Here is a 23,748-nt window from a genome sequence, read left to right as displayed (position 1 = left end):
GTCAGTGATCCTGGGTTGTGGTTTCGACTGTCTTGAGAAAATCGAGCAGGGTGTTGTTGAAGCGTTCGGGTTGGTCCAGCGGCGTGGCATGGCGGGAATCCTCGATCACCACCAGCCGCGCATCGGGCAGCAGTTTTACATAGATTTCTTTCTGCGCCACGGGGGTGTAGTCGTGGTCGGCGCTGATGACCAGGGTTGGACAGGATATTTTCGAAAGTTGTTCCTGTACGCCCCAGCCAACAATCGCATCGAAGCTGGCGAGGTAAGCACGTTTGTCGTTTTTTGCCCAGCGTTCGGCCATCTTGCGCCGCAGTTCGGCCTGTTCGGGCTTGGGAAACAGCAGGCTGCCCAGGGCTTTGCCGATAGTGTTCAGGCTGAGGATGCGCGCCAGGCTCCAGCGCTTGGCCCACTGCCAATAGTCGCTGGCGCTGCGAACCTTGACCTGGGGCGCACTGTTGACGATGCACAGGCTCTTGAGCATTTGCGGCTCATCCACTGCCAGTTGAAAGGCGATCATGCCACCCATGGACAGGCCGACCACGTGGGCCGGCGGCAAATGCAGGTGTTCGATCAAGGCCACCAGGTCGGCGGTGAAGCCGGCGATGCTGTAGCGCTCACGGGGTTTGTCGGAGCGGCCGTGACCGCGCACATCCACCACCACCAGGCGATAGTGTTGGGACAGCACGGGCACTTGCAGTTCCCAGTCCAGGCAACTGGAGCCCAGGCCGTGGATCAGGATCAGCGGCGCGCCGTGGCCATATTCCTCGTAATGCAGGGTGCAACCTTCATGTTCGAAATAGGCCACGTGAACTCCTTGTTCAGGCTTGCTGCGGTGCGGCGAATGGCGCGTCCAGTGGTGCAGTGTCGAAGGTGCGCAGCAACTCGACGAGAATCTGCGTGGCGGGGCCCAGGGGTTTGTCCTTGTTCGAGTAAAGATAGAAGGTCGGGTTGCGGCTGCCACCCCGTTCCAGGGGCAGTAGCTTGAGCAGGCCTTCCTTGAGTTCGCGTTCGATCAGGTGTCGCGGCAGCCAGGCGAAGCCCAGGCCGCTGCTGACGAAGGTGGCGGCGGTGGGCAGGCTGCCGACGGTCCAGCGCTGCTCGGCGCCGAGCCAGCCGACGTCCCGTGGCTGCTGGCGGCCGGAGTCGCGGATCACCACCTGCATGTGGCTTTCCAGATCCTGGAAGCTCAGTTCGCGGTGCAATTGATGCAGCGGATGTTCGGGGTGGGCCACGGCGACAAATTCGACGTCGCTCATTTCCGTACCGAGGTAACCGGGAATGATGAACCCGCTGATGGCGAGGTCGGCCATGCCGTCCATCAACAGCTCTTCGACGCCGGACAACACCTCTTCGCGCAAACGCACCCGGCAGCCACGGCTTTGCGGCATAAAGGCAGTGAGGGCGCGCACCAGGCGGGCGTTGGGGTAAGCGGCATCGACCACCAGCCGCACCTCGGCTTCCCAGCCTTGTTCCATATGGTGGGCCAGGTCTTCCAGTTGGCTGGCGTTTTTCACCAGTTGCCGGGAGCGGCGCAGCAGCACTTCACCGGCTTCGGTGAGCACGGCCTTGCGCCCGTCAATGCGCAGCAGCGGCACGCCGAGCTGATCCTGCATGCGGGCCACGGTGTAGCTCACCGAGGATTGCGAGCGGTGCAGCGCTTCGGCCGCCTGGGCGAAGCCGCCATGGTCGACCACGGCTTGCAAGGTGCGCCATTGATCAAGGGTAACGCGGGGCGCTTTCAAGATGAGCTCCTCTTGTCCTAAGCTGGCGGTCCTTATTGGAGACTGCCGAATGAGAAAATTCTGTTGTGTGCTGCTGGCGTTGCTGCCGTTGAGTGCGTTTGCATTCAGTACCGATGTGACGAAAGACATTCAGGGCGTGAAGATCGATTACAGCGCGTCAGACGTCGACAGCAATATCAGTTCGATCCAACTCACCAACTACGGCCCCAATGACGCGGAGTGCAAGGTACGCTTTACCAACGGCCCGGAAGCCCCGCGTACGCGCAAGGTCACGGTTGCAGCAGGGAAAACCACCAATACCACGGTCAAATTCAACCGTGCCGTTATCAAGATGCGTATCCAGCTCACCTGCGCACCGAAATAAGGCAAAAGCGGAGCTTGCGTACAGCAATACTCCGCTTATAAACAAATTTCTAGATGGGTTATAGCAGTTTTTTACGCTTTTTAATCGAACGGACCCTGTCTAACCTTCACTCCATCGCCTTACAGCATTCACCGATGGAGCTTACATAATCATGGCCCGTGTTCTGATCATCGAAAGCAGCGCCCGTCAGCAGGACTCAATCTCCCGGCAGCTGACCCAACAATTCATCAGCCAATGGAAAGTCGCCCATCCGGCTGATCAGATCACCGTACGAGACCTCGCCATCAACCCGGTTCCGCACCTGGATGCCAATCTGTTGGGCGGCTGGATGAAACCTGCCGAGCAGCGCAGCACGGTTGAGCAGGCCTCCCTGGACCGCTCCAACGAACTGACCGATGAGTTGCTGGCCGCCGATGTGTTGGTGATGGCCGCGCCGATGTACAACTTCGCGATTCCCAGCACCCTCAAAGCCTGGCTCGACCATGTGCTGCGTGCCGGTGTGACCTTCAAATACACCGCCACCGGGCCCCAAGGCCTGTTGACCGACAAGCGTGCCTTTGTGCTGACCGCCCGCGGCGGCATCCACGCCGGTGGCAGCACCGACCACCAGGAACCGTACCTGCGTCAGGTCATGGGCTTTATCGGCATCCATGACGTCACGTTCATTCATGCCGAAGGGGTGAACCTGGGCGGTGATTTCCAGGAGAAGGGTTTGAACCAGGCCAAGGCGTTGTTGGCCCAAGTGGCGTGAGATGTTAATCGTCAGATAATCGCCCGCTGTTTAGATAGCTCCACGCAACCCTTCAAGTACGCGTATCGAACCTCCCTTTGCACTTTTTGCTCCTGAGTGCTCCCGCCCGACTGACGCTTTTAGCGAGGTCGGGTTTTTTTTGCCTTGAGTTTCGTAACGCGCGGAAAACCGCTAATGTCGCGCCCATTCAAAATGAGGCGAGCATGGGCTATCTACTTGTTGTGACGCTGATCCAGGCGTTTTCCTTCAGCTTGATCGGCGAATACCTGGCCGGTCACGTCGACAGTTATTTCGCGGTGCTGGTGCGTGTACTGTTGGCCGGGCTGGTGTTTATCCCGCTGACCCGCTGGCGCTCGGTGGAGCCGGCGTTCATGCGCGGCATGCTGTTGATCGGCGCACTGCAGTTCGGCGTGACCTACGTGTGCCTGTACCTGAGCTTTCGCGTACTGACGGTGCCGGAGGTGTTGCTGTTCACCATCCTGACACCGTTGCACGTGACCCTGATCGAAGACGCCCTGAACCGCCGCTTCAACCCGTGGGCGCTGGTGGCCGCACTGGTGGCGGTGGCGGGGGCAGCTGTGATTCGCTTCGACCAGATCACCCCGAACTTCTTCATGGGTTTCCTGCTACTGCAACTGGCCAACTTCACCTACGCCGCCGGGCAGGTGCTTTATAAGCATCTGGTGGCCCGTCATCCAAGTGATCTGCCGCATTACCGGCGCTTTGGCTACTTCTACCTCGGCGCGTTGGCGGTGGCGTTGCCGGCGTTCCTGATGTTCGGCAAGGCCAACTACCTGCCGGAAGCGCCGTTGCAGTGGGGCGTTTTGGTGTTCCTCGGTCTGGTCAGCACGGCACTGGGTATGTACTGGTGGAACAAGGGCGCGTGCATGGTCAACGGTGGCACGTTGGCGGTGATGAACAACCTGCATGTGCCGGTGGGGTTGTTGCTGAACTTGCTGATCTGGAATCAGCATGAACCGTTGGGCAGGTTGCTGCTGGGCGGGTTGGTGATTCTCGGGGCGGTGTGGATCAGCCGGCTGGGCCTGCGGTCGTCGGCGCCAATTGCGTCAGCAAAAAATCAATGAATGCGCGGGTCTTTTGCGGCACGCGTCGCGCTGACGAATAAACCGCATTGATGGTGATTGCCGGCGCCTGCCATTCGCAGAGCACCGGCACCAGGCGCCCGGCGCTCAGGGCGTCTTCGACGATAAAGTCCGGCAACAGCGCGATGCCCATCCCGGCCTCTGCCGCCTGGGCCAGCAGGTCGCCGTTGTTGGCGTGCAGAGGGCCGGTAACGTTGACTCGCTGGGTTTCCTGGCCCTTGCTCAATTGCAGGCTGACGCCGCTTTGCAGATACCCATAATTGAGGCATTGGTGGTGGCGCAGGTCTTGCGGGGTCTGCGGTGTGCCCGCGCGTGCCAGGTAGGCTGGCGCAGCCACCATGATCCGTGGCGCAGGTGCCAACTGGCGGGCGATCATCGTTGAGTCGGGCATGCTGGCGATGCGGATGGTCACGTCGAAACCACCGCGTACCGGGTCGACCTGTTGGTCGCTGAGCACCAGTTGCAGTTCGATATGCGGATGCTGTTCATGGAACAGCGGAATCAACCGCCCCAGGCGATGCAGCCCGAACGACATCGGCGCATTGACCCGCAACACGCCCCGTAGCTCGCCGATACCATCCCGGGCCCGCTGTTCGGCTTCGTCCAGGGCGGCCAGTACTTCACGCGCAGCTTCAAAATACTCGGCCCCGGCCTCCGTCAAATGCAGGCTGCGGGTGGTGCGCTGAAGCAGTTGCACGCCTATGGCTTCTTCCAGCGCCTGAATCTGTTTGCTGACTTTTGAGCGCGGTACGTCCATGGCTCGCGCGGCGGCCGCGAAGCCGTTCTCGCCGACCGTGACGACAAACGCCCGCATGCATTCGATACGGTCCATGATTGTCCCTTTTTTAGAATCAATGATTCTCGATTTTAGGTAATTGTCTCGATTTTATCCATCCCATAAAGTTACTTCCAAGCCGCCAGCCAAGCTTCACAGCGGCGCTGAACGCACCCCTTACCGAATCGAAACCATTAAAAGGAAGTCACCATGTCTATTCGCGAATTGCTCAACCCAGCCAACTCCACCCTGATCCTGATCGACCACCAGCCGCAGATGGCCTTTGGCGTGCAGTCGATCGATCGCCAGACCCTGAAGAACAACACGGTGGCGCTGGCCAAGGCGGCCAGGATCTTCAACGTACCGACCATCCTGACCTCGGTTGAGACCAAGAGCTTCAGCGGCTATATCTGGCCGGAGCTGCTGAATGTGTTCCCGGACCAGCAGCCGATCGAGCGCACCTCGATGAACTCCTGGGAAGACAAGGCGCTGGTGGCCGCGGTGAAGGCCACCGGGCGCAAGAAGCTGATCATGGCGGCCCTGTGGACCGAGGTGTGCCTGAACTTCCCGGCCCTGGAAGCCCTGGCCGAAGGCTACGAGGTGTACATCGTCACCGACGCCTCCGGCGGCACCAGCAAAGAAGCGCATGACATGTCGGTGCAACGGATGATTCAGGCGGGCGCGGTACCGGTCACCTGGCAGCAAGTGCTGTTGGAATACCAGCGTGACTGGGCTCACAAGGAAACCTACGACGCGGTGATGGGCCTGGTGCAGGAGCACAGCGGCGCTTACGGCATGGGCGTGGATTACGCCTACACCATGGTTCACGGCTCGCCGCAGCGTCAGGTCAAGTAAGGTCCAGCGCAAAAAAAACGGCACAACTCGGGTTGTGCCGTTTTTTGTTGTTACATCACTGCCTTTTCCGCCGGGGGCAGGTGACTGGCCCCCAGCACCGCCGGCAACATCCCCGCCCGCAAGTCACCGCCGCTGGGCTGCTGGTACAGGCTCAAACCAAATTCCGGCAGCACCGCCAGCAGGTAGTCGAAGATATCGCCCTGGATCCGCTCGTAGTCGGCCCATGCGGTGGTGCGGGTGAAGCAGTAGATCTCCAGCGGGATGCCTTGGGCGGTGGTCTGCATCTGCCGCACCATGCAGGTCATGTTCGGCTGGATCTCCGGATGGCTTTTCAGATAGGCCAAGGCATACGCGCGGAAGGTGCCGATATTGGTCATGCGTCGGCGGTTGGCGGACATCGCCGCGACATTGCCCTGGGCTTCGTTCCAGGCCTTGAGCTCGGCCTTCTTGCGGCTCATGTAGTCGGTCAGCAGGTGTACCTGGGTGAGCTTCAGCTCTTCGTCGTCGCGGATGAAACGCACGCCGCTGGCGTCGATATACAGGCTGCGCTTGATCCGCCGGCCACCGGAGGCCTGCATGCCGCGCCAGTTCTTGAACGACTCGGACATCAGGCGCCAGGTGGGAATCGAGACGATGGTCTTGTCGAAGTTCTGCACGCGTGAGCTTATTACTAAAATGGACATATCAAATTCTTTAAAATCAATGATTTACATAAAAATGATAAATGTCCATTTTTCGTCGCTGTTATTGACAGCACTCGAGCAGCGGCAACAGGTTCCGCCATATACGCGTTAGGTTGTGGGATATGCAGGCATGCTAGTGATAGCCTATCCGAGCTTCTCGGCTACAATCGGCGCTTGTGGAATACACCATGATCAACCTCCATCGCTTAATCACCAAGCTGTTTCCCGACCGCCGTCCTCAACGAGAGAAGAAGCGTGAGCGGGAGTTCATCAAGGCAGCGAACGGTCTCAAAACTCTCAGGGTGACGCCGGAGGGCGGAATGTCCATTGACCCCGAAGAGCTCCGCGAACAGATAGTCGCCTCGCGTGAGCATTTGAAGCATCTTGTCCACAGGTCAGAAGCGCCTAACCGATCATTCAGAGCATCGGAAGATGCCCAGGTGGAACCGTTAGTGAGTTCCACCGTAGAGGCTCCGGTGAGCACCATGGACTATATCGAGGTAGTGGCTTGGCGTCGGTTGCTGAGTGGCGCTGTAGTGCGGTACGTGTGCCTCCAATCTACAAGTACGGGGCGATTCGCTGTCGCGACTGCAAACCTGTTCTCAGAGGGCTCGCATAGTCTTCCATCTTGGATCGAAGCCAACACAGCCAGGCACGTCGCCCATGCTATACAGAACGATCATCTTCGCTGGTTGGCTACCGTGAGTGAGGCGATGGATGCATGGGATGCGGAGCTCTGATTGTCCTCGCTTGACCATTGATTTCATGGTCATCGATGCGGGGGGGCGCATCAAGTGCTGTTCGGTTGTCACTCATAGTGCAGCTCTCCGAACAAACCGATCATGAGATCTCCTTCCAAGATTTCGAACGGAAGGGTGACATATTGATCTCGATGACGAAGTAGAGCTTTTCCGTCATGTGGCGCGTTCTTAGTGTGCCCTTGCACCCGCTCGCCATTTTCCTTGATATATGGAAGCACTACGATCCGACCATGATTCTTGGACAAAATGGTGCCTTCATGCCATAGGGTCGTACCTTCTTCGCTATTGGACTCGCCCCCAGTGTTCTTGATGACCCACCTAGGCTGCCCATCATCCTCAAGCCAGAACACGAAACCTCCACAGACCAACACCCTCTGGCCGCGCATCCTGGCTTCGGCAAGCATTTGTTTGACGCTGGCCAGTTGAAGCAGTTGGTTAGCTCTTGGAAGCAGCAGAGCACGAATCTGTGCCTTGGTTCTTCCCCAGTGATCAGCTGCCGAAAGACCAAAACCCCTGGCCGTAAATTCTCTAAGGCATATCTGTGAGCGCTTCGGGGTTAGAGCGCCGATCTCTTCCCATTCCATGTCTCCGGTACGACGAAGACAAGCGTTAAACCTTGGGATTGCAATCACTTGCAAATATGGGGCGCGTATAAGCTGTTCGTGTAGCGGCTCCCGCAAACTGTCCATCTTACTGGGCAGATTTAAATCTCGGATGGCTGGGCGGGGCAGATGAGCATTACGTTTGATCGCCTCGCGCTCCATTAGCTCCTCTTCGTCCTGAATGCGGCGAGCCGCAGTCAAAGCCTTGTCGACCTTTAGGGTGACTGAGGCTTGGAGCACGGGATCAAGCACCGCTATGCCTATGCGCTCGGCGGTGGTCTGGTTGAACGCATCTGCCGCAATCATGGCTTCTGCAAAGGTGCTAAATGAGGAACCACGTGCATGTCCCTGGCCGTTATCGTAGAAATAGCGTTTCCAGGCAAGCAGGGAGTCGGGGAAGAGCTTCAGGGCTCGCAGTTGCCATGACCAGCCGATTCCAAATTGACGGAATGGGAGTACGGCTAGAGTAGGCATCGAGTGGTACGGCATTTGATCGAGGCGCATGGTTCTTCCTTGCAGATAGGCAATGGTCGCGCCGATAGATGCGCACCGGTGGGATACCCTGTTTTCAACGATTGCGTATATACCCAATGGATAGCACATCGCCAGGATGATTCAATCTACTAGGGAGTCTGATACGAAACTCTGACGCCCCGTGACGAGGTTAAGTACCAGTGGGCACCACTCAACGCTTGTGCCACATGCCCCAAAGTCTAATCAGCTGAGGCCGTAGCTTGGCGCAGGCGCTTTGCCTGCTAGCAAGACATGTCCGTCGTGAGCTTTTTTTACATCCACCGCTGGTGCCATTGTGGTCTCGGTAGCTACTCTTGCATTTCACCACCACGTGCTGGGCTGGAACATGGACGCGCGCTACCACTATCCCCCTGATGTTTTTAACCTGCTGGTCGACACCATCCCGCTACTTTGCAAAAGTAAGGCTGATGTGCTGCTTTTTTTACGGGGAGCAGGAGTGCCTCATGATGATCTCGCGCTGATGGACGTCACGGTTAAAACAAACCGTGATTCAGTCAGTACATTTGCCATAGTTCGCGACGTTCTTGAAAAGCTGAATAAGCGAGGGGATGGCGGCTTGGCGGCTAGGCGCGAAATCATCAAACGGGTGGTGGAGTTCGAGGAGTTTTCAGGATGCTGGCCCAACAATGTTCACAAGGCCAAAGCTAACGTGGGAGACCTGGCGCGCATCGTCAATGTCAAAGACTCGTTTACCCGAATGAACCAGCAACGAGAGGCCGCTCAAGCCGAGGTCGCCACCAAGGCACGAGCCGAGCGTCAAGCGACTGCAGAGAAGGATCGTAAAGTTGAAGACGTTCGTGATCGGCTGAGTGCTCTCTTTGGTATGGATGGAGAACCTCAAAAGCGCGGCAAGCTCTTGGAGGGAGTATTGAACGACCTGTTCCGGGCACACGGAATCCTTTTACGAGAAGACTTCAAACGACTAGATCAATCTGGAGGCGCCGTCGTTGAGCAAATAGATGGAATCATCGAGTTTGAAGGACACATTTACCTTGTAGAGATGAAATGGCTCAAGGATCCAGTAGGAGTGAATGATCTCGCGGCGCACATGGTTAGACTGTTTGCGAGAGCTGACGCTCGAGGGATTTTTATCTCGAACTCAGATTTTGCCTCTACCACTATCGCCGAGTGCGTCACTCACTCAACCCAGAAAACGATGGTGCTTTGCACGCTAAGGGAAATCGTGGTGCTGCTCATGAACAAAAGCGACTTAGTCAGTCTCCTGCGAAGCAAGGTGCGTGCTGCAGTGATTGATAAAAAGCCCTACCTCGAAAGCCTATAAGAAGGCGATGTGATTAGATCAGCTAATTCTGGTGGTGACGTATAAGATGGTTTTCCAAGGACATTGATCGACGATTCCTGTTGCGGCTGGACGTTGGGAACGACGTGCAGAATCGATCCTGGTTTCATCCCAAGGCATTTGCACATGAGTAGCCTGTCCTCATTCGCGATCAGGCCACACCGCAGCCGCCACTGGTCTCAGAACAAGATACAAACCACAAATAGTCATGGGCCATCACTGTGGATAGGATGAGTTTTCGGACGAATGAGGGAATATGAAATATGAGCTCTGAATTGATGACCACCGCAGTGTGCTGGGAGGTGGGCGCCAACGTGTCGGCAGAGTACGCAAAAGACAACTCCACTTTCTATTATTTTTGTCCTGAGCAGAACTGCTTGGAAAAGGTCGTCCCAGCGCAAAGGAACAACAAATTTTTTAGGGCGCCGAACAAGCATATCACGGGATGTAAGAATGAAAAGGAATCCATCGAGAACTCCAATGTACAGGGAGAGCAAAAAAAAGTTGCAATGGCAGTAGCACCCACGATCATCCCAAGCCACTTAGGCGCAGTTCCTACTACGAAAAAAAAGGCCATGCCTACGCGAGCACAAATGCTTGCGCTTGCTCAACAAGTTCAGAGCTCTCCAGCAATCCACCCTGGCACGCTACAGGAAGTTGTCGATGCTTGGAGGATTTTGAGCATGAACGAACGAGTCGAGCATCAGCTTTATATAGAAAATGAGCCGCTCAATTACTTTGATGCATTCGTTCCGTTGAGTCACGCTGGGGAGGATGTCAACTCAGTAAACTGGAGCAATACCATTGTTTTTGGAACTGCATCGGTTAACTTATTTAACGGCTCGTTCTATATCAAAACGTTCAGCAAATTTGCCAATGGTGCTAACAGAGCACAAATCCGGGTTAGGGTAAGGTCGAGCGAACCCTATTTTAACCTCCTGGTAGATGGCCAAAAAGTGACGCTATTCCTGCGCACATCCATGCCGACCATAGACGCCAGAAATAAATTTTTCGAAATCCAATCCTCGACGTTATATTGCGGCTTTGCTATTGGCTAGTAACACCGTGATGAGGGAATCATTCGCGCCAAAGGCCCCAAGTCGGCGGATTTTCGACTATATCAATCGACGTGCTGAGCTCGTACTGCATGTGTTCAAAAACTCTGTCGAGACTTGGATGAGCTTTCGACTCTCGCAGGACATTCACTAACGTCAATAGCTCCCGCCCTTTAGCCACCGGCATTTGGATATCGCAATACACGGTGTCATCGCTGTCTCGTTCCACGTTTTTTCTCCGTCTGCATCAATCCAGCTTGGGCTTACTGCTGGCAGCTCTGTGTGCCTCGAGGTGCTGCATCTCTGATTCCCAACAAGCCAGGAATTTATACCAGTCCGCAGCGTACGGCCCATCTAACAATCTGGTCGACCCGATACTCGCCTGACTGAAGCGCTCCCTCCAGGGCTGGGGGATAGTCTGCTCCAAAATGATGTCGATTCCGGAGTGGTGATGCTGCACCGTGACACAATCCCGAAGCTGGTTGAGCTCAAGTGCCTTGTCAGCATGAGGGGAGTCTTTTCGCTCTTGAAGTTCAAGGTCATCAAGAATGGATAAGGGATCGAACGCCTTCGAATCGCCTGGAGATATGTTCGCAAGCATCCACAAAGCTTTTCGTCTCTTGGCCTCCAGTTCGCGGAGTTCATCGTCGGGCATTTGAGTTATCTCTTGTTGGCGTTGATGGCATGCCGCCTGCTGCGTCAGGCTGCCGTGAATCGAGCCCCGCCAAGGCGTGTCTCGCCCCTGCGGGCTCGCATCCCTCACGCCTGCGCGCTCCGCTTGCTTGATGTCTGAGCCTCTGTGAAGCATAGATCGCAACGCATCCTACCCTCATGATTCGGAGCTCGGCATCGCTATTCGAAGCGTTCTGTTATCGTTCTAAAAGTAATTTAGTCGCTCTTAGTCATCAGCCTTCTGGGGAGCCGGGAATGGACACAACTCGACGCGTACCAGGCAGAGCCTACCAAACGGTTCGCGATCCCGAGCGTCTGCTGATTGAAGAGCGCGCCGAAGCTCTATCTGCTGCAGGCTACCCGCTGCCAGATGATGATCCGGCTATGTACGCTGAGCAATTGTTGAAAGAGGCCAGAGCTGCAGCTCGTTCGTCGCAGCTCGATGGCGTTGCCGAAGAGACTCCACTCTCAGCGCGAGAGGTCAGCCAAGTGCTGAGGGAGGTAGCTCTTGGCCGGCTAATTATGGTCAGAGCCTGCGAGCGGGGATGGGACGAAATTTATGCGGAGCGCTTCCAAGTTAATGTCGAAGGTTGGCGAATTTCTATTCATAACGACCTCGATGAGCTTGACTACTGCGAAGAGTGCATAAGCCCTGACGGGCGGCGCTGGTCTTTTGACTCGGGAGATCGCTTTGGCACAGATCCCATTGCTATGCTTAGCACATGGGAGCATCAAACGCTTGAGCGTCTCCTGAAGGCGATTTAAGTGGGAACACCCTACGCCTCCTGCTTCTATAGACATTTACGCAGGCCTGCCAGGCTGCTAGGACGACTTCCGTGTTCAGATATTGTCTTTCGTCCTGTGGGTCACAAGGTACTGACAACTAGGAAGTTAAGAGCTACCGCCCCCATTTTTATCATCAAGGAAGAAAATGAAATACTCATTGCTTGAAGGCGCTCGTGTAGAGGCCACTCCAAAAGCACGTGGTGTTTGCAGTTTTTGTGGTTCCCAGACCGTCGCTAAATGCGGGAACCATGTCGTCTGGCATTGGGCTCATAAACGTTTGGACAATTGCGATCCGTGGTGGGAAACGGAAACGGCATGGCATCGCGATTGGAAGAATATGTTCCCAACCGAGTGGCAGGAAGTTGTGTTGCAAGCATCCTCAGGGGAGCGACATATAGCAGATGTCCGAACTCCTTCAGGGATGGTTATTGAGTTTCAGAGATCGACGATACATCCCGAAGAGGTCATCGCGAGGCAAAACTACTATCAAAATATGATCTGGGTGATCGATGGCACGCGAACTGAGTTCGACAGGTACAACTTCAGAATGGGTTTGTCGAAAGTGTCGGAGAATGGACTGGCTTCATTTAGCTGGTATTCCCGCAGCAAGCTCTTTGCTCGCTGGTTGGTTTCCAAACCCGTGTTCATCGACTTTGGCCCCGATTTTGGTATATGGCGCGTCTTAAGATTCGATCCGACTCAAAAACATGGAGTGGTGGCTTACACACCGAAGGAAAAGCTGGTCGAATGGATCACCCACGGCACCACCGATTTTAGCTTCAACGGAGGCCCGGCCTCTGATAGATTCGTTACGGCGGATCAATAAAAACCGACCAAGTGCCTAGGGGCATGGTCGTCATGATTAGTTCAAAGTTGCTGAGCACTGGGAGCTAACCGTAAGACACTTGCTGACTCATCTCTGAGCTATGCTGGGTCGTAATCAAGGAGTCCATGCAGATGCCCGGTGAATACTCGCTGTCAGACGTTCTGGAAAGAATGTGCCAAAACCAGCTAGCCCTCGAGGCGGCTCTCATGGAGCTAACCCTCCATGTGGAAGCCCAGGGACATGCGGAAGTTGGCGACAACGTTCGTGGTGCGCTTTACACGATTGGTGAGAACGCTGGTCATATCAAACAGGGGCTGGCCCGGCTCAAAAAGCTTCCATGACCCTGCCGCTCTTCGATTTTGATCTCAAACGCGTTTCGCTTGAGCATTACATCACTGGGAAAGCTGCTATCAACTTCCCGCACCATGAAAGCCCCACTGGTGGGTGGCATTTCCTGTCCTACTTCGACCGGGATTCGGGCGTAGCGAAAGTGTCTTTGGCAGGTATTCACTATCCTGACACCACGGGATTTTTTGGCGACGCGGGCGTCATTGACGTAACTGAACAACTGGCCAAGCGCGGTTGGTTTTTAGACGGGCAACTGCTCTTCATGGCGGATCACTACCGAGCGGCGGCGGATATGATTGTGAGATGGGCCCTGAGCGAATCCGAGCACTGCAATATCGAGATTGACGAGTGGTTTCCATCCCTGACGGAAAAGCAGCGACTACTCAAGATGCTCGACTTGGCCAAGCCGAAGCTCTTTGAGGTTGGCAGGATCCACAAAGTGGAGACTTGGCTCGACTCCCAGTGATGTCGCTGCATTGTGGGTAAGGACGCAGCATGAATTTCTAGGAGTTGAACGGACGCATCAAGGTGTCCGGAGCTGGGCAAAAAATCAGGCTGGGGTAAGCGTGTTACGACTAAATTATGCTGTTTGATATTTCTTACGATTTGCCAAGGATGCCAAAATGGAAGCTCCAAAACGGTTGTACAAATACAGAGCATTCAGTGCGCTAACCGTCGATTTACTGGTATCGGACAAGATCTACTTTGCCGATCCTGCTTCGTTCAATGACCCGCTTGACACAAAGCCCTGTATTAACCCGGATCTTCCTGTTGATCAGCTCGAACACACACTTCGAAAGCTAATAGAGAACAGGATCTCTGCGGAGATGGCAGCCGCTGCTAAGGCGATAATGTATCGAGGCCCTAAGACCGTCGGTCACATCCAGCGGCATAGTAAACGTCAAGCAGAGCGGATTATCGCAGACATTGCTTATAATGCGACCAATCCTGAATATCGTGATATTTCTCCAAGTCTGCAAGTTCAGCTCTTAACCTACCAATTACAGATTGAGCTCATTCAAGCATACAACAAGGGAGTGCTCTCGCTCGCAACAAAAAACTCCTGCCCTCTTATGTGGAGCCACTATGGAGACCAGCACCATGGCCTTTGTATCGGTTACGAGGTTCCTGTGGACGTTCAGAAGAATCTTCATAAAGTGGCATATGGGGGAAGCCGGCTCATTGACGCGAGCAGAGTGGCCGCAATGCTTAACGGCGATGATGCGGCCCGCGAGGAAGTGGATGCTTTGGTGTTACTGCGTAAAGCTCATGATTGGCGGTATGAGAAAGAATGGAGATTTATAGGGCGCCGAGGCCTATCAGACTCGCCACTTGAAGTAACTGACGTGACTTTTGGCACACGTTGCATAGACTCGGTTAAGCACACGGTTATCAAGGCATTAGAGGGGCGGGATAAACCTATTAAGATGTATGAAATGCGTGAGATTTATGGAACCTTTAAACTCAAAAGATTCGCCTTGAACGAACAGGAGCTTACAGTCTCCTATCCCTACCGCGCGCGCTCTGCAGCAGAGTGTTTTGACCAACTGGAATAAACGGGTGTCCGTTGAGTGATTTACCGCTCACCGCTACTCTGCGAGCCTATAGGCTCTATGAGGAGCGGCTGGTAAATATCGGATAAGCTCAACTAGCGAGGCTATTCATAGCCATCGCCCTATAGTCCTTAGCTGCATCCTCCAGGATGCCTCATCCCGAGCCTAAGGGTGCGGACACCGCCTTCGAGCTAGCCGAGCGAGCTTGAAGAGCGGGGGCTAGACGTGCTTTAAGCCGAGGGAAGGATGTTTGAGCCGTTTGTGCTCACTGACGCTTATCGGAAGAGGGAGAGCGTATGAGTTTAGCTGCTATCTTCAGGCTCCTGCACGACTTATGATGATTGCCGCTTGGCATCGCCCCCCTCTCAAATAAGGGCGTTGAGGCACACGGCTTCCAAACACAGCAAGGACTCTGCTCAGCCAGTTGCCCGCCACTGTCCTGATGGAAAACGCCGGACTCAGCACGATGCCAGTCACTAAACGCTAGGAGCGGAAATTGGCCGAAGAAGAGATCTCACTCATCAGCCCTGAGGAGGAAGCGAAGGTTAGAGCGGACACAACAGTCGCTCCCGATCTATTCGCTATGGATTGCGGGCAACTCCCATTCGAACGCATGGGTGATGCTCATTTTGAGCTTTTAGTCGCAGACATATATCGGGCCGAATACGAGCGCGACAATGACACGTGGTACGACGTGGTGGGTCGTCTCAACGATGGAGCCGACCAAGGTCGAGACGTCATTCTCTTCAAGGCAGGCGTTCCGGCTGGGGTTATCCAATGTAAGCGGCTGAAGAAAAAACTCGATCTCAGTACGGTGATTTACGAAACCTGCAAGTTCTTCCTTTATGCACACATCCGACCGCAAATTGCGCCCCCTGTCGGTGAAACGTTCCGATACTACTTTGCGGCGGCTGATGACGTAGCTACGGATGCTTTTGAGTTCCTTCAAGGGGAAGGTATCAAGCGATTCAACGACAGGCTGGGCGCCTTCCAAGAAGCTTGTGAAAAAGTCTTCAACAAATCCAAGACTTTCCAGAAAAACGACTCCCTTACAAACTGACCCCTGCCGAACTTTGCGCAATTGTTTGGCAGCGGATACCTACCTTAGAAACCAGGGCTCTGAGAAAAGATAGCTTGTCGGCCTTGGTAGGTAAGCACCCTTCGGTAAGAAATACATACTTCAAACTGGACTCGGATGCCGACGAAACCCTAAAGGTCGTGCGGGATTACTTAGCGTCTCTTGGAGGGACATTGCCTACCGGAGAAGAGGCGTCCCTTAGCAAGATTCGTACGGAGTACATCAGTTGGGAGCTAAGAGACGGAGATGACCTCAACGTATGCCTGATCCAAGGCCAAGATCTATTGCCATTCTTGCAGGGCATGCTTAACCCGAAATCTGGAGCTCTTAAAGAGGTATTTGGCAGCAGACCTGTAGTTGTAACCGCCGGTTCGGCAGCTGCCACGCCAGCGCAGTGGCTAGAAATTAACGAATTGGTAGAAGCGTATCCAAGCCCGCTCGTACTTCTAGTGGGGTGCGGGGCAGTGACGGGGGTTCAACTCAACGCCTGGCGAGTTGCGGACAACATCTCTTGGATCGATCCGCTCTGGGAGCCCGCGTCGGCTCAAGACTACAGAGCAGGATGGTGCTGGGTTACAAATGGCGCTGAGGATGAGATCAGCTGCCATGTGCTGGTTGAAACCGCTCCTAAAAATCCAACCCTTGATCACGGCAGCTTCTCACTTCGACTCGCCTTCAAGGACATGATCATCTGGCCAACGTTAGGTGATGATTTTATCAATCCGGCGTCGAATAGAAACTCTCATTTGCGCAGACTGATTGCCAGTCAAGCGGAAGACAAATTTAAACGCCCGAATCTGGTTTTGGCCTCCCTGCACATCGTTGATCTTATGGACGTCGTGACATCACTCACCGACTACCATGCTCGCCGATTGATTTCCCCAGTTGCGATTGCGTCGGCGAACAGTGCCCGACTTCAGAACTGCAAGATGCAGCTTCACAGCGCTACGGGTATCTTTCCTGCCATCGAAACCGACCTACACACGCGATCAAGCCCTCCATCCATGCACCCCCCCAGCCGCGTGATGCGTAGGAGCACGAGCGGCAGCCTTACGCTGACGCTCACTTGGGATGCGAATATCACTCTGAAGCGTGCTAGAGGCCATCGATTGCAAGCTGGAGGTATCACATGCGACCTGATGCCAGCAGCGGTCGAGATGCATGAGCTCTTTGATCGACATCCGCCTTCCAGCTACTACATTCCAGAGGTAAGGAATCAACTAGCTCTTTTGGACAAATTGATCGAGCAAGGAGAGCTGAAAGACTCGCAGTCGTTTGCCTATCAGACACGCCACGGCGTGGCGCCGGAAAAAGCATTCACCCTGGAAGACCTGGCCACCTCTGGGAAATATGTAATGAAGGCATTTTCCGCCCTCAGTTATCTCAAGTCCCACGGCAGCGCAACATGGATAACAGAGCCTGGATCGAAAGGTCATCTTCAGCTCAGCGCAGCGAGCGAAGGTGAATACAACGTGCTTGCGTGGACAAATGATGACTACCTAGTAAGGCAGATGACCGTAGAGCTTTACAAGTGGGCGAGAGACACCGCCAACCACCCTCATCTCGTCGTCTTTGCCAATGCAGAGGGCAGAGTCAAAGACCAAAAGCTGGGCGAACTTAATAGTGAAGGCGAAGAACGCCTGGACATCACGGCAGCCCCAGGCCAACGAGGGTCATTCACGGAAGTCGGCATGGTGAATCGAGTGTATGTATTTCCACTTGATGAGGTTCACTCATGCTGCGACGAAGAGGAGACAATCGCGGTTGAGGACTTCATGGATGACATTTCCACTCGCAGGAAGAATCTAGATGCTCAATGAACTGATCAAGATCTTGGATGAGCGAGCTATCGATGCAGGGTTCGCATCACCTCAAGAGGGGCTCCTGATATTCGATAACGACCCTCACTGGCCTGGCCCGCCGTTGCCAACCCAAGAAAGATATTGGTCAACGAAATTTGCGGCGGTTCTGCTCGTGCGGATCGAAGGCTCTTCATATGATGAAGTGTGGGCAGAAACTAGGCAGGCCGAAGCTTTTCTGGATGCGGGACTTCTGCGGCTGGAGAAAAAGGGATCCGTCGTGGACGGATATCTAGTTCTGGCGCTCGCGGGAATGACTGATGAGCTGAAGCCTTTCATGAACGAAGTCGAAAAAGACACACGATTCGTGAGAAAGCATGTTGTATACCCTGGCGCCGGTGATTGGCAACGTTGCCAGCGAATTACCCCACTTGGGCTGGCGGCGCCATTAGGGCAGGCCGAATTCTCAGCATTCGACACTAACAACGAGAATGTGACTAGCTTACTGCAGGCACTCGCCGGATCGACCGGAAAGGTACTCGCCCGCCAACATGGAAAGAAGTGGGATTTGAATGAATAACTCAGCCATAAAATTCCTCTCGGTCGAAATCAGAAATTTTCGGGGCGTGCCAAAAGTCCTGAAAATACCTCTGGATGCACGTCTCACCATCATCCACGCTGCCAATGGAACCGGAAAAAGCACCATTTGCTATGCGCTGGAATGGCTGCTAACAAACAAGGTGAATGACCTTCCAACGACCACTGATTTTTCGTGCGAGTGGGGGGCTGGGGATACTGCTGTCCACGTTGAATGCGAGATAAACGGTGTCAGGCACGAGCTAGAACGAATCAAAGGCAAAGCCTGGATCAAAGCCCCATCCGACAAGAAGATGAGGCAAATTAAAGATCCTGATCTGCTGGGAATGTTAACCCCTATCTCAGTCTCAGGTAGTACCGCGCAAGCTACGAGCAAAGCCCGGCGGGATTGGCTGCGCAACAGCCGATGGTTGTATGCAAACTCCCTAGCTCTTCTTGTAGATAACAGTGAATCAGGAACCCGACAGCAAATATTTGCCGACATACTCGGGCTGGGCCATCTCGCTAGCACGCTCAGTAGTCTGAAGGAATACCGCAATGAGTTGCCCAAGACCCAAGGTTTGGAGACAAAGCTAAAGGGCCTCTTGGCAAAAATCGAAATTCTTGAAGCAAGGCTAACTCAAGGTCAGCAGGGGCGCGATCAAGCCATTCCGAAGCTGAACGCAGTGTTATCAGGGTTTCCTGACAGCCAGCTGTCGGGGAATCTTTTGGATGACTTTAAAAATGCCCAGCTGAAGGTCGCTAGGCTGCTGCAAAGCACCAGGCAACAAAAGGGGATATTAGATCTCCTGCTCGAAGGGTGGGCAGGATATGAGTCCAGCACGCAGCAGCTCGTAACTAGCCGAAAGCAGCTTAAAGAAACCACAGAAACCAGCGAAACTTTAACCAAGGAACATCGCCAGCTCTCGGGGCGAATTTCTGAGGTCGATATAGGCATCGGCCAAGCCAAGCTAGGCGTAGGGTGGGCGCAATCACAAATCGCCCTTCTTGACCAATGGGACAACGTTGCCAAGAGCGAAATCATCGCTCAAAGAAACCATGACACCGTCAATTTTTTCAAGGCTGTGGAGGATGAGTTTGTCGAGTATAGCTGGGACGACAGCCGACAACAGGAATGGCTGAGCGCTCTGGAGTATCTGATCCACAACAAGGACGCACTGCTTGGCCTCCTGCAGCAAAGGTCTGACCTTCTGCGCAGCCCTGTCCTTCCTCCGGCAAACTTCATCCAAATATCAAAATCTGCCAGCGACGCCACGCGAGAATGCGAGAAGGCTCAATCCGAATTCAACGCGCTATCAAATGTGGTAGATCGCTTGAGGGCACTAGGGCATGAAGCAGCGGAGAATTCGATAACCGGTCATTGTCCACTCTGCAGCCACGATTGGGGTGATGCGGAAGCCTTGCGCCAGCACCTCACCTACGCAGCGATAACTCCGGAGATACAGGTCGCCAAGACCAAACTGGAGACTGCTCAGAAAACGGAGAAGCTTTGGAGCGACTCATTACAGGCCGCGCGCTCGCAACAAAAATCCGCCGAGAACTACACCGCTCTGCTTGGGTCAGTACGCGATAGTTTGAAGGCATTTGAGTCGAAAACAGGCTACCTCTCCATCATGGGTAAGGACGAGTTTTTAGAGTCCGACATCATTCATTTCGGAGGCCTAAGAGCTCGAATCACAGTTGTGATCGGGACGAAAAAGGTTGTTCGATCACTTCTAGAGGTTGAAGATTTCTTTAAGTCCCCATCCTCTCCTAATGCGATCACTAGAGTTTTGGAGGCGCGTCAAAGACTGGCTCAGTATTCGCAGCACTACCAGCGCCAATTGGAGGCGACTACATTAGAGCGCACAAACCTTGCTCGGTCTGCGGACGAAAAGCTTCGGGCCATCCAAGCCAAGGCCCAAGAGTCCAATCAACTCAACGCCAGCATTGCGGCGGTTTCCCGGGTTGTAAATCGGTTTCAAGACCAGTGGAACCAGGTTAACGATGGCCATCCTATTTCGAAAGAACTGCACGCGGCCACCCAAACTCGCGTAGAGGCGGAACTCATCAGGGCGGAAGGATACGAATCGGAGATCGCCGAATGCCAAGTGTTGCTGAGTGTCGACGATGACTCTGGAAAATTGATCGAGCTTCAGAAGGAAAAGTCGGCTGTGAGCAAAAAGCTACAAACAGGTCAAAATCACATCCTCACAGCGGATGAGGCTATCAATCGATATGGTGATCATGTTCGCGATGTGACTGTATCAAGCCTGTCTCCGCTCTTGAGCCCGGCGACAGAACTATTCTCTCGAATGCATGCTAACGAGGTGTATCACAAGCTAAGCGTATCTGGGGACGATCTGAACTGGATGGTGCTTGCGGAAGGTAACGATACTCCGCTTGCAGCGCAGGAAAAGTTGAGTCAAGGCCAGCGACAGGATTTGGCCCTGTCACTTTACCTGGCGAGGGCTAAGTCTACTGGAGGCAGCTTCCTGCTTGATGAGCCAATCGCACACTTGGACGACCTCAACAGGGTCGCCATGCTTGACATATTCAGGCTCGTAGCTACTTCGATGGATCACATGAACCTGATCCTGACGACCGCAAGTGACACCCTGGCAAGACATCTGGCGCAGAAGTTCTCCAGTCTGCCCGACGAATACCTTTTGAATACTATCCACCTTGAGGGCAATCCTCGGACAGGTGTCAAGGCAACGGTGACCAGAAACACTTCAACTGCAGCAGAATAGCCCGACACAGGTGTGAGAAACGGCCAGTGAAAGGAATGATCAGTGGCCGTTCAATTGCTCCTCCCAGGTTTAGGCAAGCGGAGCACGCAGGCAACTCGGCAGAGACGTGAGGATGTAAGCCCGTCAGAGCCAAGACCTGCAGGGTCTGGGTTCCACCATGGCCTCATACAAAGCGCCCAGTCACTCCGTAAAAGATCACTGCAACGCCCATGGGGTGAAATGGTGCAGCCCCGCCGCAAGACGCTGAAACTCGCGCAGACTAGACCTACCATTGCCACGCTGAAACGTAGCGAGGACGTACCTGGAGTTGACTGTGGTCAGTACCCAAAATCGGCCCTCTCGCTCCGCCTTAATGACGTCAGAAGTCTGGATCAAGTGACCGTCGCCGAACCGTCCATATTGGTCTTTACGGTTGTGACCAAATACGACGCCTAATCCAGCACGACCCTTTATGGATACTCCGCAGAGATAGGCGGTTATCGGTTTGTCGAAGCCTTGCGCTTGTGCTTTTAGGATTCGTGCGAGATCGAAATCCGTATGTCGTTTTCCATGAAAATTCACATCCAGAGTGTTCAGCATAATTGCGCTCCTTTCGCAGCCCGTATGGCGTTACCAGGAAATCCGCACGGAAACATCTGCGCTGATATCGTGCGGGATTCTTGGTAAATCTCAGGCTGTACGAATCATGTTCGCGTGATAGATCGGACGAAGGTTGCTCAGCACATCAGTGTTGAAGCCAGGTTGGTGAGAGCTGTGGTATTTGGAGCCGGTCTCCACCTCCAGCAGACACACAACACACTCGTTTTGGTCTTCACCAAGCGTCACTTTGGTCAGTTTCTCCATGCGCCAAACTCCCGTGCCATTCATGTGGGCAGGTGTGACTACTTGCACCTCTGTGATGATCGTCTCCGCGTCCTGGGCAATCAGCAGTTGCTGAAGCCGTGGTTCGCTGTCGATCATCAGAATCGCCTCTGAAATTCTGTCCTCGTACATGGCCTGGACAGTTACGTGATACCAGTGATTACGAAGCACTTTGGATACCTGATGCCATTGGTACTGACCTTCACCAAACATACCGGGTAGACCGAGCATGTCGGCGTCGTGTGTTCTAAACATCGTATGTCCTTAGCCTGAATGGGCTCCGATACAGAGCGCAGTTAGAAGAGGGAGAAAACGTCTTTCAGGCTTGCGAGCTGTTCATGACCAGGGCCAATCAACACGTACACAGAGTTTCTGGTTTCGAACGCAACACCGTCGTGGAAACCGGTGCACATGCTTGAACGAACCCAATCGCCGCGTTCGAAACGGCCTTGGCTGTCCTCGGCCACGTTGTGAGCAAACAGAATCATCGGGAGTTGGCCCGCTGCCTGGCATTTGAAGAGTTCGTCGCGGGTGACTTCAATACGAAATATTGTCCAGTCGCGAACTAGGCAGTAAGGCTTTTTAGGAAATCGTTCGACTGCTAAGGCTCGAGCTGCAGAGCTGCTCGACAGGCCCTCAAGTGGTGTCCGTGGCCCATTCATGAAGTCGGGTTCTTCGACGCTGGCCATAGGGCTTCCTTTCATTAATAACCGGGAAATTGACAATTCAAGCCCGCTTGTTGTCGCTCGCACTCGAGCAGATGGCTCCCGCAAGCAAGGTGCGTAGCTCCGCTTACGGATGTATATGCATCGAAAAGCAGGCCTCAAAAACGCTGATAGCACCATAATACGGATCATAGCCCGTGTTATGGTGCGCCGCAATATGGCCTTATCCTCGATTTGCGTGGGGAAATGTCATGGAGGCCGCAGAAGCCCTAGCTGTAGTGGTGCGAGCACTGCGTAGAAAAAAAGGTCTTACGCAAGAAAACCTGATCACTATTGACCGTTCCTATTGGGGCCGCATTGAGCGTGGGGAGGTGAACATCACGATTGATGTGCTCATTCGTCTTGCAGCGCTGCTGGAGGTTGAGCCAGCCTCACTGATCCTCATGGCGACGTGTCTACAGTCCAACGAGCCGCTTAGGGAGGGGCTGAAGCGTCTGAATAAGCAACTAAATAGGATTAGGAAGGACAGCGTAGATATTGAGATGGAGTCGTTGGTAAGTGCAGGGAAGCTTCCTCCTGGTCGACCAGCACGATCCGGAGCAGCGCAGAAAGCGGCAGAGGCAAATCGCCTTCACAGTGAGGGAGTGTCAGTAACCGAGATATCTGAAGCGTTGGGTCTGTCTAAAACTACTATTCGTAGGTATTTGACCAGCAAGTCTGAACAGGCTTGATTTCTGAATGACCAGCACCAGGCTGAATATGTCCCAAGAAGGATTGCTGTGGAAGACAGCTTTAGATCACCTTGGGCCCGTAGGACTTCATCACCCTTTCTTCAGATCGCTTTCGTTGAACATGCTAGCGATGATACGGGCGTCAAGAAGAGCGTGATGCGGAAGCGGAACCCCTTCACTTGTGGCATCCAGAGTGGTGGCGTCAGTGGGGTAATTCCGGATGTTCCTTGGCCATTTACCATCGTCATATGCGAGTTCGCAGAAAAGCTCCCAGTCGTACTGTGGAGCATCTGTGACAATCTCCAGAACTTCGTCGAACGAGGCTAGGAAATCGAGCAGTGCAGTTCTTGCCCTGATGGTAGGTTGTGCATTGTCACCGCCCCATAGCTGCGGAAGGACGATCTCTACGACGAAGTCGCTGCAATCTTCCTTTCGCCATGTGTCGACCAATTCCACGTAGAATTCGCGACCATTCTCAGCAACCAGTGCCAGCGATATCAGCTTCGCTGCAGATGAGAGCTGAGTAAATTCGCAATCAAGAAAGAGCCTCATGTTGCAGGAACTCCGTTATGACT

27 protein-coding genes and 1 pseudogene are annotated in these 23,748 nt (G+C 54.1%); 17 read left to right on the top strand and 11 right to left on the bottom strand.

Annotated elements, in window-relative coordinates; translation table 11 throughout:
* Position 1: 1 nt before the first annotated feature.
* Together HX805_RS22835 and HX805_RS22830 are read right to left on the bottom strand one after the other, a co-directional pair.
* Positions 2 to 805, bottom strand: a complete 804-nt coding sequence (locus HX805_RS22835) for an alpha/beta fold hydrolase (RefSeq protein WP_087692557.1) — start codon at positions 803 to 805, stop codon at positions 2 to 4.
* 13 nt (positions 806 to 818) lie between these two features.
* The gene (locus tag HX805_RS22830; RefSeq protein WP_003210710.1) at positions 819 to 1,742 is read right to left on the bottom strand and encodes a LysR family transcriptional regulator; all 924 of its coding nucleotides are present in this window, start codon (positions 1,740 to 1,742) and stop codon (positions 819 to 821) included.
* 49 nt (positions 1,743 to 1,791) lie between these two features.
* Between HX805_RS22830 and HX805_RS22825 the strand changes: the two genes are divergently transcribed.
* The 3 genes from HX805_RS22825 (at position 1,792) to HX805_RS22815 (ending at position 3,942) form a co-directional block, all read left to right on the top strand.
* Positions 1,792 to 2,106 (top strand): 3-phosphoglycerate kinase, encoded by a 315-nt coding sequence (locus HX805_RS22825; RefSeq protein WP_177054945.1) that lies wholly within the window; start codon positions 1,792 to 1,794, stop codon positions 2,104 to 2,106.
* Between the two features lie 151 nt (positions 2,107 to 2,257).
* On the top strand, positions 2,258 to 2,857 hold the full coding sequence (locus HX805_RS22820) for an FMN-dependent NADH-azoreductase (protein WP_003210712.1): 600 nt from the start codon (positions 2,258 to 2,260) through the stop codon (positions 2,855 to 2,857).
* A gap of 203 nt (positions 2,858 to 3,060) precedes the next feature.
* Positions 3,061 to 3,942: a carboxylate/amino acid/amine transporter gene (locus HX805_RS22815; RefSeq protein WP_102368336.1), complete on the top strand. Its 882-nt coding sequence runs from the start codon at positions 3,061 to 3,063 to the stop codon at positions 3,940 to 3,942.
* Here HX805_RS22815 and HX805_RS22810 read toward each other — a convergent pair.
* Positions 3,887 to 4,792 (bottom strand): LysR family transcriptional regulator, encoded by a 906-nt coding sequence (locus HX805_RS22810; protein ID WP_177040345.1) that lies wholly within the window; start codon positions 4,790 to 4,792, stop codon positions 3,887 to 3,889. The two genes, HX805_RS22815 and HX805_RS22810, sit on opposite strands and share 56 nt — an antisense overlap.
* A 153-nt stretch (positions 4,793 to 4,945) precedes the next feature.
* On the opposite strand from HX805_RS22810, the gene HX805_RS22805 reads away from it, so the two are divergent.
* A complete protein-coding gene (locus HX805_RS22805) occupies positions 4,946 to 5,590 on the top strand; it encodes a hydrolase (RefSeq protein WP_177080154.1) in 645 nt (214 codons plus the stop codon).
* Positions 5,591 to 5,640: 50 nt separating this feature from the next.
* Here HX805_RS22805 and HX805_RS22800 read toward each other — a convergent pair.
* Positions 5,641 to 6,249: pseudogene (locus HX805_RS22800) on the bottom strand (mechanosensitive ion channel family protein); the annotation flags it as partial.
* A 212-nt stretch (positions 6,250 to 6,461) separates the two neighbouring features.
* Between HX805_RS22800 and HX805_RS22795 the strand changes: the two are divergent.
* The gene (locus HX805_RS22795) at positions 6,462 to 7,013 is read left to right on the top strand and encodes a hypothetical protein (protein ID WP_177117329.1); all 552 of its coding nucleotides are present in this window, start codon (positions 6,462 to 6,464) and stop codon (positions 7,011 to 7,013) included.
* 68 nt (positions 7,014 to 7,081) lie between these two features.
* Here HX805_RS22795 and HX805_RS22790 read toward each other — a convergent pair whose 3' ends face one another.
* Entirely contained in the window at positions 7,082 to 8,140 is a 1,059-nt protein-coding gene (locus HX805_RS22790) for a hypothetical protein (RefSeq protein WP_177117328.1), read from the bottom strand.
* A 355-nt stretch (positions 8,141 to 8,495) separates the two neighbouring features.
* Here HX805_RS22790 and HX805_RS22785 point away from each other — a divergent pair, with 355 nt between their 5' ends.
* Positions 8,496 to 9,452, top strand: coding sequence for a restriction endonuclease (locus HX805_RS22785; protein ID WP_177117327.1), 957 nt, complete (start codon positions 8,496 to 8,498; stop codon positions 9,450 to 9,452).
* Between the two features lie 281 nt (positions 9,453 to 9,733).
* Positions 9,734 to 10,528, top strand: a complete 795-nt coding sequence (locus HX805_RS22780; RefSeq protein ID WP_177117326.1) for a hypothetical protein — start codon at positions 9,734 to 9,736, stop codon at positions 10,526 to 10,528.
* 19 nt (positions 10,529 to 10,547) lie between these two features.
* Here HX805_RS22780 and HX805_RS32645 read toward each other — a convergent pair whose 3' ends face one another.
* The gene (locus HX805_RS32645; protein ID WP_347709495.1) at positions 10,548 to 10,754 is read right to left on the bottom strand and encodes a hypothetical protein; all 207 of its coding nucleotides are present in this window, start codon (positions 10,752 to 10,754) and stop codon (positions 10,548 to 10,550) included.
* A gap of 18 nt (positions 10,755 to 10,772) precedes the next feature.
* On the bottom strand, positions 10,773 to 11,180 hold the full coding sequence (locus tag HX805_RS22775) for a hypothetical protein (RefSeq protein WP_177117325.1): 408 nt from the start codon (positions 11,178 to 11,180) through the stop codon (positions 10,773 to 10,775).
* 272 nt (positions 11,181 to 11,452) lie between these two features.
* Here HX805_RS22775 and HX805_RS32445 point away from each other — a divergent pair, with 272 nt between their 5' ends.
* The 9 genes from HX805_RS32445 to HX805_RS22735 all read left to right on the top strand — a co-directional run bounded on the left by HX805_RS32445 (position 11,453) and on the right by HX805_RS22735 (position 20,916).
* On the top strand, positions 11,453 to 11,962 hold the full coding sequence (locus tag HX805_RS32445) for a hypothetical protein (protein ID WP_256348263.1): 510 nt from the start codon (positions 11,453 to 11,455) through the stop codon (positions 11,960 to 11,962).
* Positions 11,963 to 12,128: 166 nt separating this feature from the next.
* The gene (locus tag HX805_RS22765) at positions 12,129 to 12,809 is read left to right on the top strand and encodes a competence protein CoiA (protein WP_177117324.1); all 681 of its coding nucleotides are present in this window, start codon (positions 12,129 to 12,131) and stop codon (positions 12,807 to 12,809) included.
* A 131-nt stretch (positions 12,810 to 12,940) separates the two neighbouring features.
* Positions 12,941 to 13,150 (top strand): hypothetical protein, encoded by a 210-nt coding sequence (locus HX805_RS22760; protein WP_177117323.1) that lies wholly within the window; start codon positions 12,941 to 12,943, stop codon positions 13,148 to 13,150.
* Positions 13,147 to 13,623, top strand: coding sequence for a hypothetical protein (locus HX805_RS22755; RefSeq protein ID WP_177117322.1), 477 nt, complete (start codon positions 13,147 to 13,149; stop codon positions 13,621 to 13,623). The genes HX805_RS22760 and HX805_RS22755 overlap by 4 nt, the downstream gene beginning before the upstream one ends.
* 157 nt (positions 13,624 to 13,780) lie before the next feature.
* A complete protein-coding gene (locus HX805_RS22750) occupies positions 13,781 to 14,713 on the top strand; it encodes a DUF2971 domain-containing protein (protein ID WP_177117321.1) in 933 nt (310 codons plus the stop codon).
* Between the two features lie 493 nt (positions 14,714 to 15,206).
* Positions 15,207 to 15,770 (top strand): restriction endonuclease, encoded by a 564-nt coding sequence (locus HX805_RS32255; protein WP_218167412.1) that lies wholly within the window; start codon positions 15,207 to 15,209, stop codon positions 15,768 to 15,770.
* A gap of 74 nt (positions 15,771 to 15,844) precedes the next feature.
* A complete protein-coding gene (locus tag HX805_RS22745; RefSeq protein ID WP_218167411.1) occupies positions 15,845 to 17,608 on the top strand; it encodes an ABC-three component system protein in 1,764 nt (587 codons plus the stop codon).
* Positions 17,598 to 18,167: a hypothetical protein gene (locus HX805_RS22740; RefSeq protein WP_055135301.1), complete on the top strand. Its 570-nt coding sequence runs from the start codon at positions 17,598 to 17,600 to the stop codon at positions 18,165 to 18,167. Before HX805_RS22745 ends, HX805_RS22740 begins: the two co-directional genes overlap by 11 nt.
* A complete protein-coding gene (locus HX805_RS22735) occupies positions 18,160 to 20,916 on the top strand; it encodes an AAA family ATPase (protein WP_055135302.1) in 2,757 nt (918 codons plus the stop codon). Before HX805_RS22740 ends, HX805_RS22735 begins: the two co-directional genes overlap by 8 nt.
* 195 nt (positions 20,917 to 21,111) lie before the next feature.
* Here HX805_RS22735 and HX805_RS22730 read toward each other — a convergent pair whose 3' ends face one another.
* The 3 genes from HX805_RS22730 to HX805_RS22720 all read right to left on the bottom strand — a co-directional run bounded on the left by HX805_RS22730 (position 21,112) and on the right by HX805_RS22720 (position 22,466).
* A complete protein-coding gene (locus HX805_RS22730; RefSeq protein WP_177117320.1) occupies positions 21,112 to 21,495 on the bottom strand; it encodes a hypothetical protein in 384 nt (127 codons plus the stop codon).
* A 90-nt stretch (positions 21,496 to 21,585) separates the two neighbouring features.
* Complete coding sequence (locus HX805_RS22725; protein WP_238786326.1) at positions 21,586 to 22,008, bottom strand: hypothetical protein; 423 nt, start codon at positions 22,006 to 22,008, stop codon at positions 21,586 to 21,588.
* A gap of 65 nt (positions 22,009 to 22,073) precedes the next feature.
* Positions 22,074 to 22,466: a hypothetical protein gene (locus HX805_RS22720; RefSeq protein WP_238785912.1), complete on the bottom strand. Its 393-nt coding sequence runs from the start codon at positions 22,464 to 22,466 to the stop codon at positions 22,074 to 22,076.
* 227 nt (positions 22,467 to 22,693) lie between these two features.
* On the opposite strand from HX805_RS22720, the gene HX805_RS22715 reads away from it, so the two are divergent.
* Complete coding sequence (locus HX805_RS22715) at positions 22,694 to 23,173, top strand: transcriptional regulator (RefSeq protein WP_058419434.1); 480 nt, start codon at positions 22,694 to 22,696, stop codon at positions 23,171 to 23,173.
* Positions 23,174 to 23,263: 90 nt separating this feature from the next.
* Here HX805_RS22715 and HX805_RS22710 read toward each other — a convergent pair whose 3' ends face one another.
* Positions 23,264 to 23,725: a 3'-5' exoribonuclease gene (locus tag HX805_RS22710; RefSeq protein ID WP_159936672.1), complete on the bottom strand. Its 462-nt coding sequence runs from the start codon at positions 23,723 to 23,725 to the stop codon at positions 23,264 to 23,266.
* Positions 23,726 to 23,748: the final 23 nt, after the last annotated feature.

This window comes from Pseudomonas sp. G5001 (assembly GCF_013385475.1).
Classification (GTDB): Bacteria; Pseudomonadota; Gammaproteobacteria; order Pseudomonadales; family Pseudomonadaceae; genus Aquipseudomonas.
The sequence above is the reverse complement of the archived record's forward strand: the minus strand, read 5'-3'. Positions and strand labels throughout refer to the sequence as shown.

Bases quoted from the DNA above. Each gene is read 5' to 3' on its own strand.
- HX805_RS22825 (WP_177054945.1), top strand. From the start codon at position 1,792: ATGAGAAAATTCTGTTGTGTGCTGCTGGCGTTGCTGCCGTTGAGTGCG.
- HX805_RS22820 (WP_003210712.1), top strand. From the start codon at position 2,258: ATGGCCCGTGTTCTGATCATCGAAAGCAGCGCCCGTCAGCAGGACTCA.
- HX805_RS22815 (WP_102368336.1), top strand. From the start codon at position 3,061: ATGGGCTATCTACTTGTTGTGACGCTGATCCAGGCGTTTTCCTTCAGC.
- HX805_RS22810 (WP_177040345.1), bottom strand. From the start codon at position 4,792: ATGGACCGTATCGAATGCATGCGGGCGTTTGTCGTCACGGTCGGCGAG.
- HX805_RS22805 (WP_177080154.1), top strand. From the start codon at position 4,946: ATGTCTATTCGCGAATTGCTCAACCCAGCCAACTCCACCCTGATCCTG.
- HX805_RS22795 (WP_177117329.1), top strand. From the start codon at position 6,462: ATGATCAACCTCCATCGCTTAATCACCAAGCTGTTTCCCGACCGCCGT.
- HX805_RS22790 (WP_177117328.1), bottom strand. From the start codon at position 8,140: ATGCGCCTCGATCAAATGCCGTACCACTCGATGCCTACTCTAGCCGTA.
- HX805_RS22785 (WP_177117327.1), top strand. From the start codon at position 8,496: ATGGACGCGCGCTACCACTATCCCCCTGATGTTTTTAACCTGCTGGTC.
- HX805_RS22780 (WP_177117326.1), top strand. From the start codon at position 9,734: ATGAGCTCTGAATTGATGACCACCGCAGTGTGCTGGGAGGTGGGCGCC.
- HX805_RS22775 (WP_177117325.1), bottom strand. From the start codon at position 11,180: ATGCCCGACGATGAACTCCGCGAACTGGAGGCCAAGAGACGAAAAGCT.
- HX805_RS32445 (WP_256348263.1), top strand. From the start codon at position 11,453: ATGGACACAACTCGACGCGTACCAGGCAGAGCCTACCAAACGGTTCGC.
- HX805_RS22765 (WP_177117324.1), top strand. From the start codon at position 12,129: ATGAAATACTCATTGCTTGAAGGCGCTCGTGTAGAGGCCACTCCAAAA.
- HX805_RS22760 (WP_177117323.1), top strand. From the start codon at position 12,941: ATGCCCGGTGAATACTCGCTGTCAGACGTTCTGGAAAGAATGTGCCAA.
- HX805_RS22755 (WP_177117322.1), top strand. From the start codon at position 13,147: ATGACCCTGCCGCTCTTCGATTTTGATCTCAAACGCGTTTCGCTTGAG.
- HX805_RS22750 (WP_177117321.1), top strand. From the start codon at position 13,781: ATGGAAGCTCCAAAACGGTTGTACAAATACAGAGCATTCAGTGCGCTA.
- HX805_RS22740 (WP_055135301.1), top strand. From the start codon at position 17,598: ATGCTCAATGAACTGATCAAGATCTTGGATGAGCGAGCTATCGATGCA.
- HX805_RS22735 (WP_055135302.1), top strand. From the start codon at position 18,160: ATGAATAACTCAGCCATAAAATTCCTCTCGGTCGAAATCAGAAATTTT.
- HX805_RS22730 (WP_177117320.1), bottom strand. From the start codon at position 21,495: ATGCTGAACACTCTGGATGTGAATTTTCATGGAAAACGACATACGGAT.
- HX805_RS22725 (WP_238786326.1), bottom strand. From the start codon at position 22,008: ATGCTCGGTCTACCCGGTATGTTTGGTGAAGGTCAGTACCAATGGCAT.
- HX805_RS22720 (WP_238785912.1), bottom strand. From the start codon at position 22,466: ATGGCCAGCGTCGAAGAACCCGACTTCATGAATGGGCCACGGACACCA.
- HX805_RS22715 (WP_058419434.1), top strand. From the start codon at position 22,694: ATGGAGGCCGCAGAAGCCCTAGCTGTAGTGGTGCGAGCACTGCGTAGA.
- HX805_RS22710 (WP_159936672.1), bottom strand. From the start codon at position 23,725: ATGAGGCTCTTTCTTGATTGCGAATTTACTCAGCTCTCATCTGCAGCG.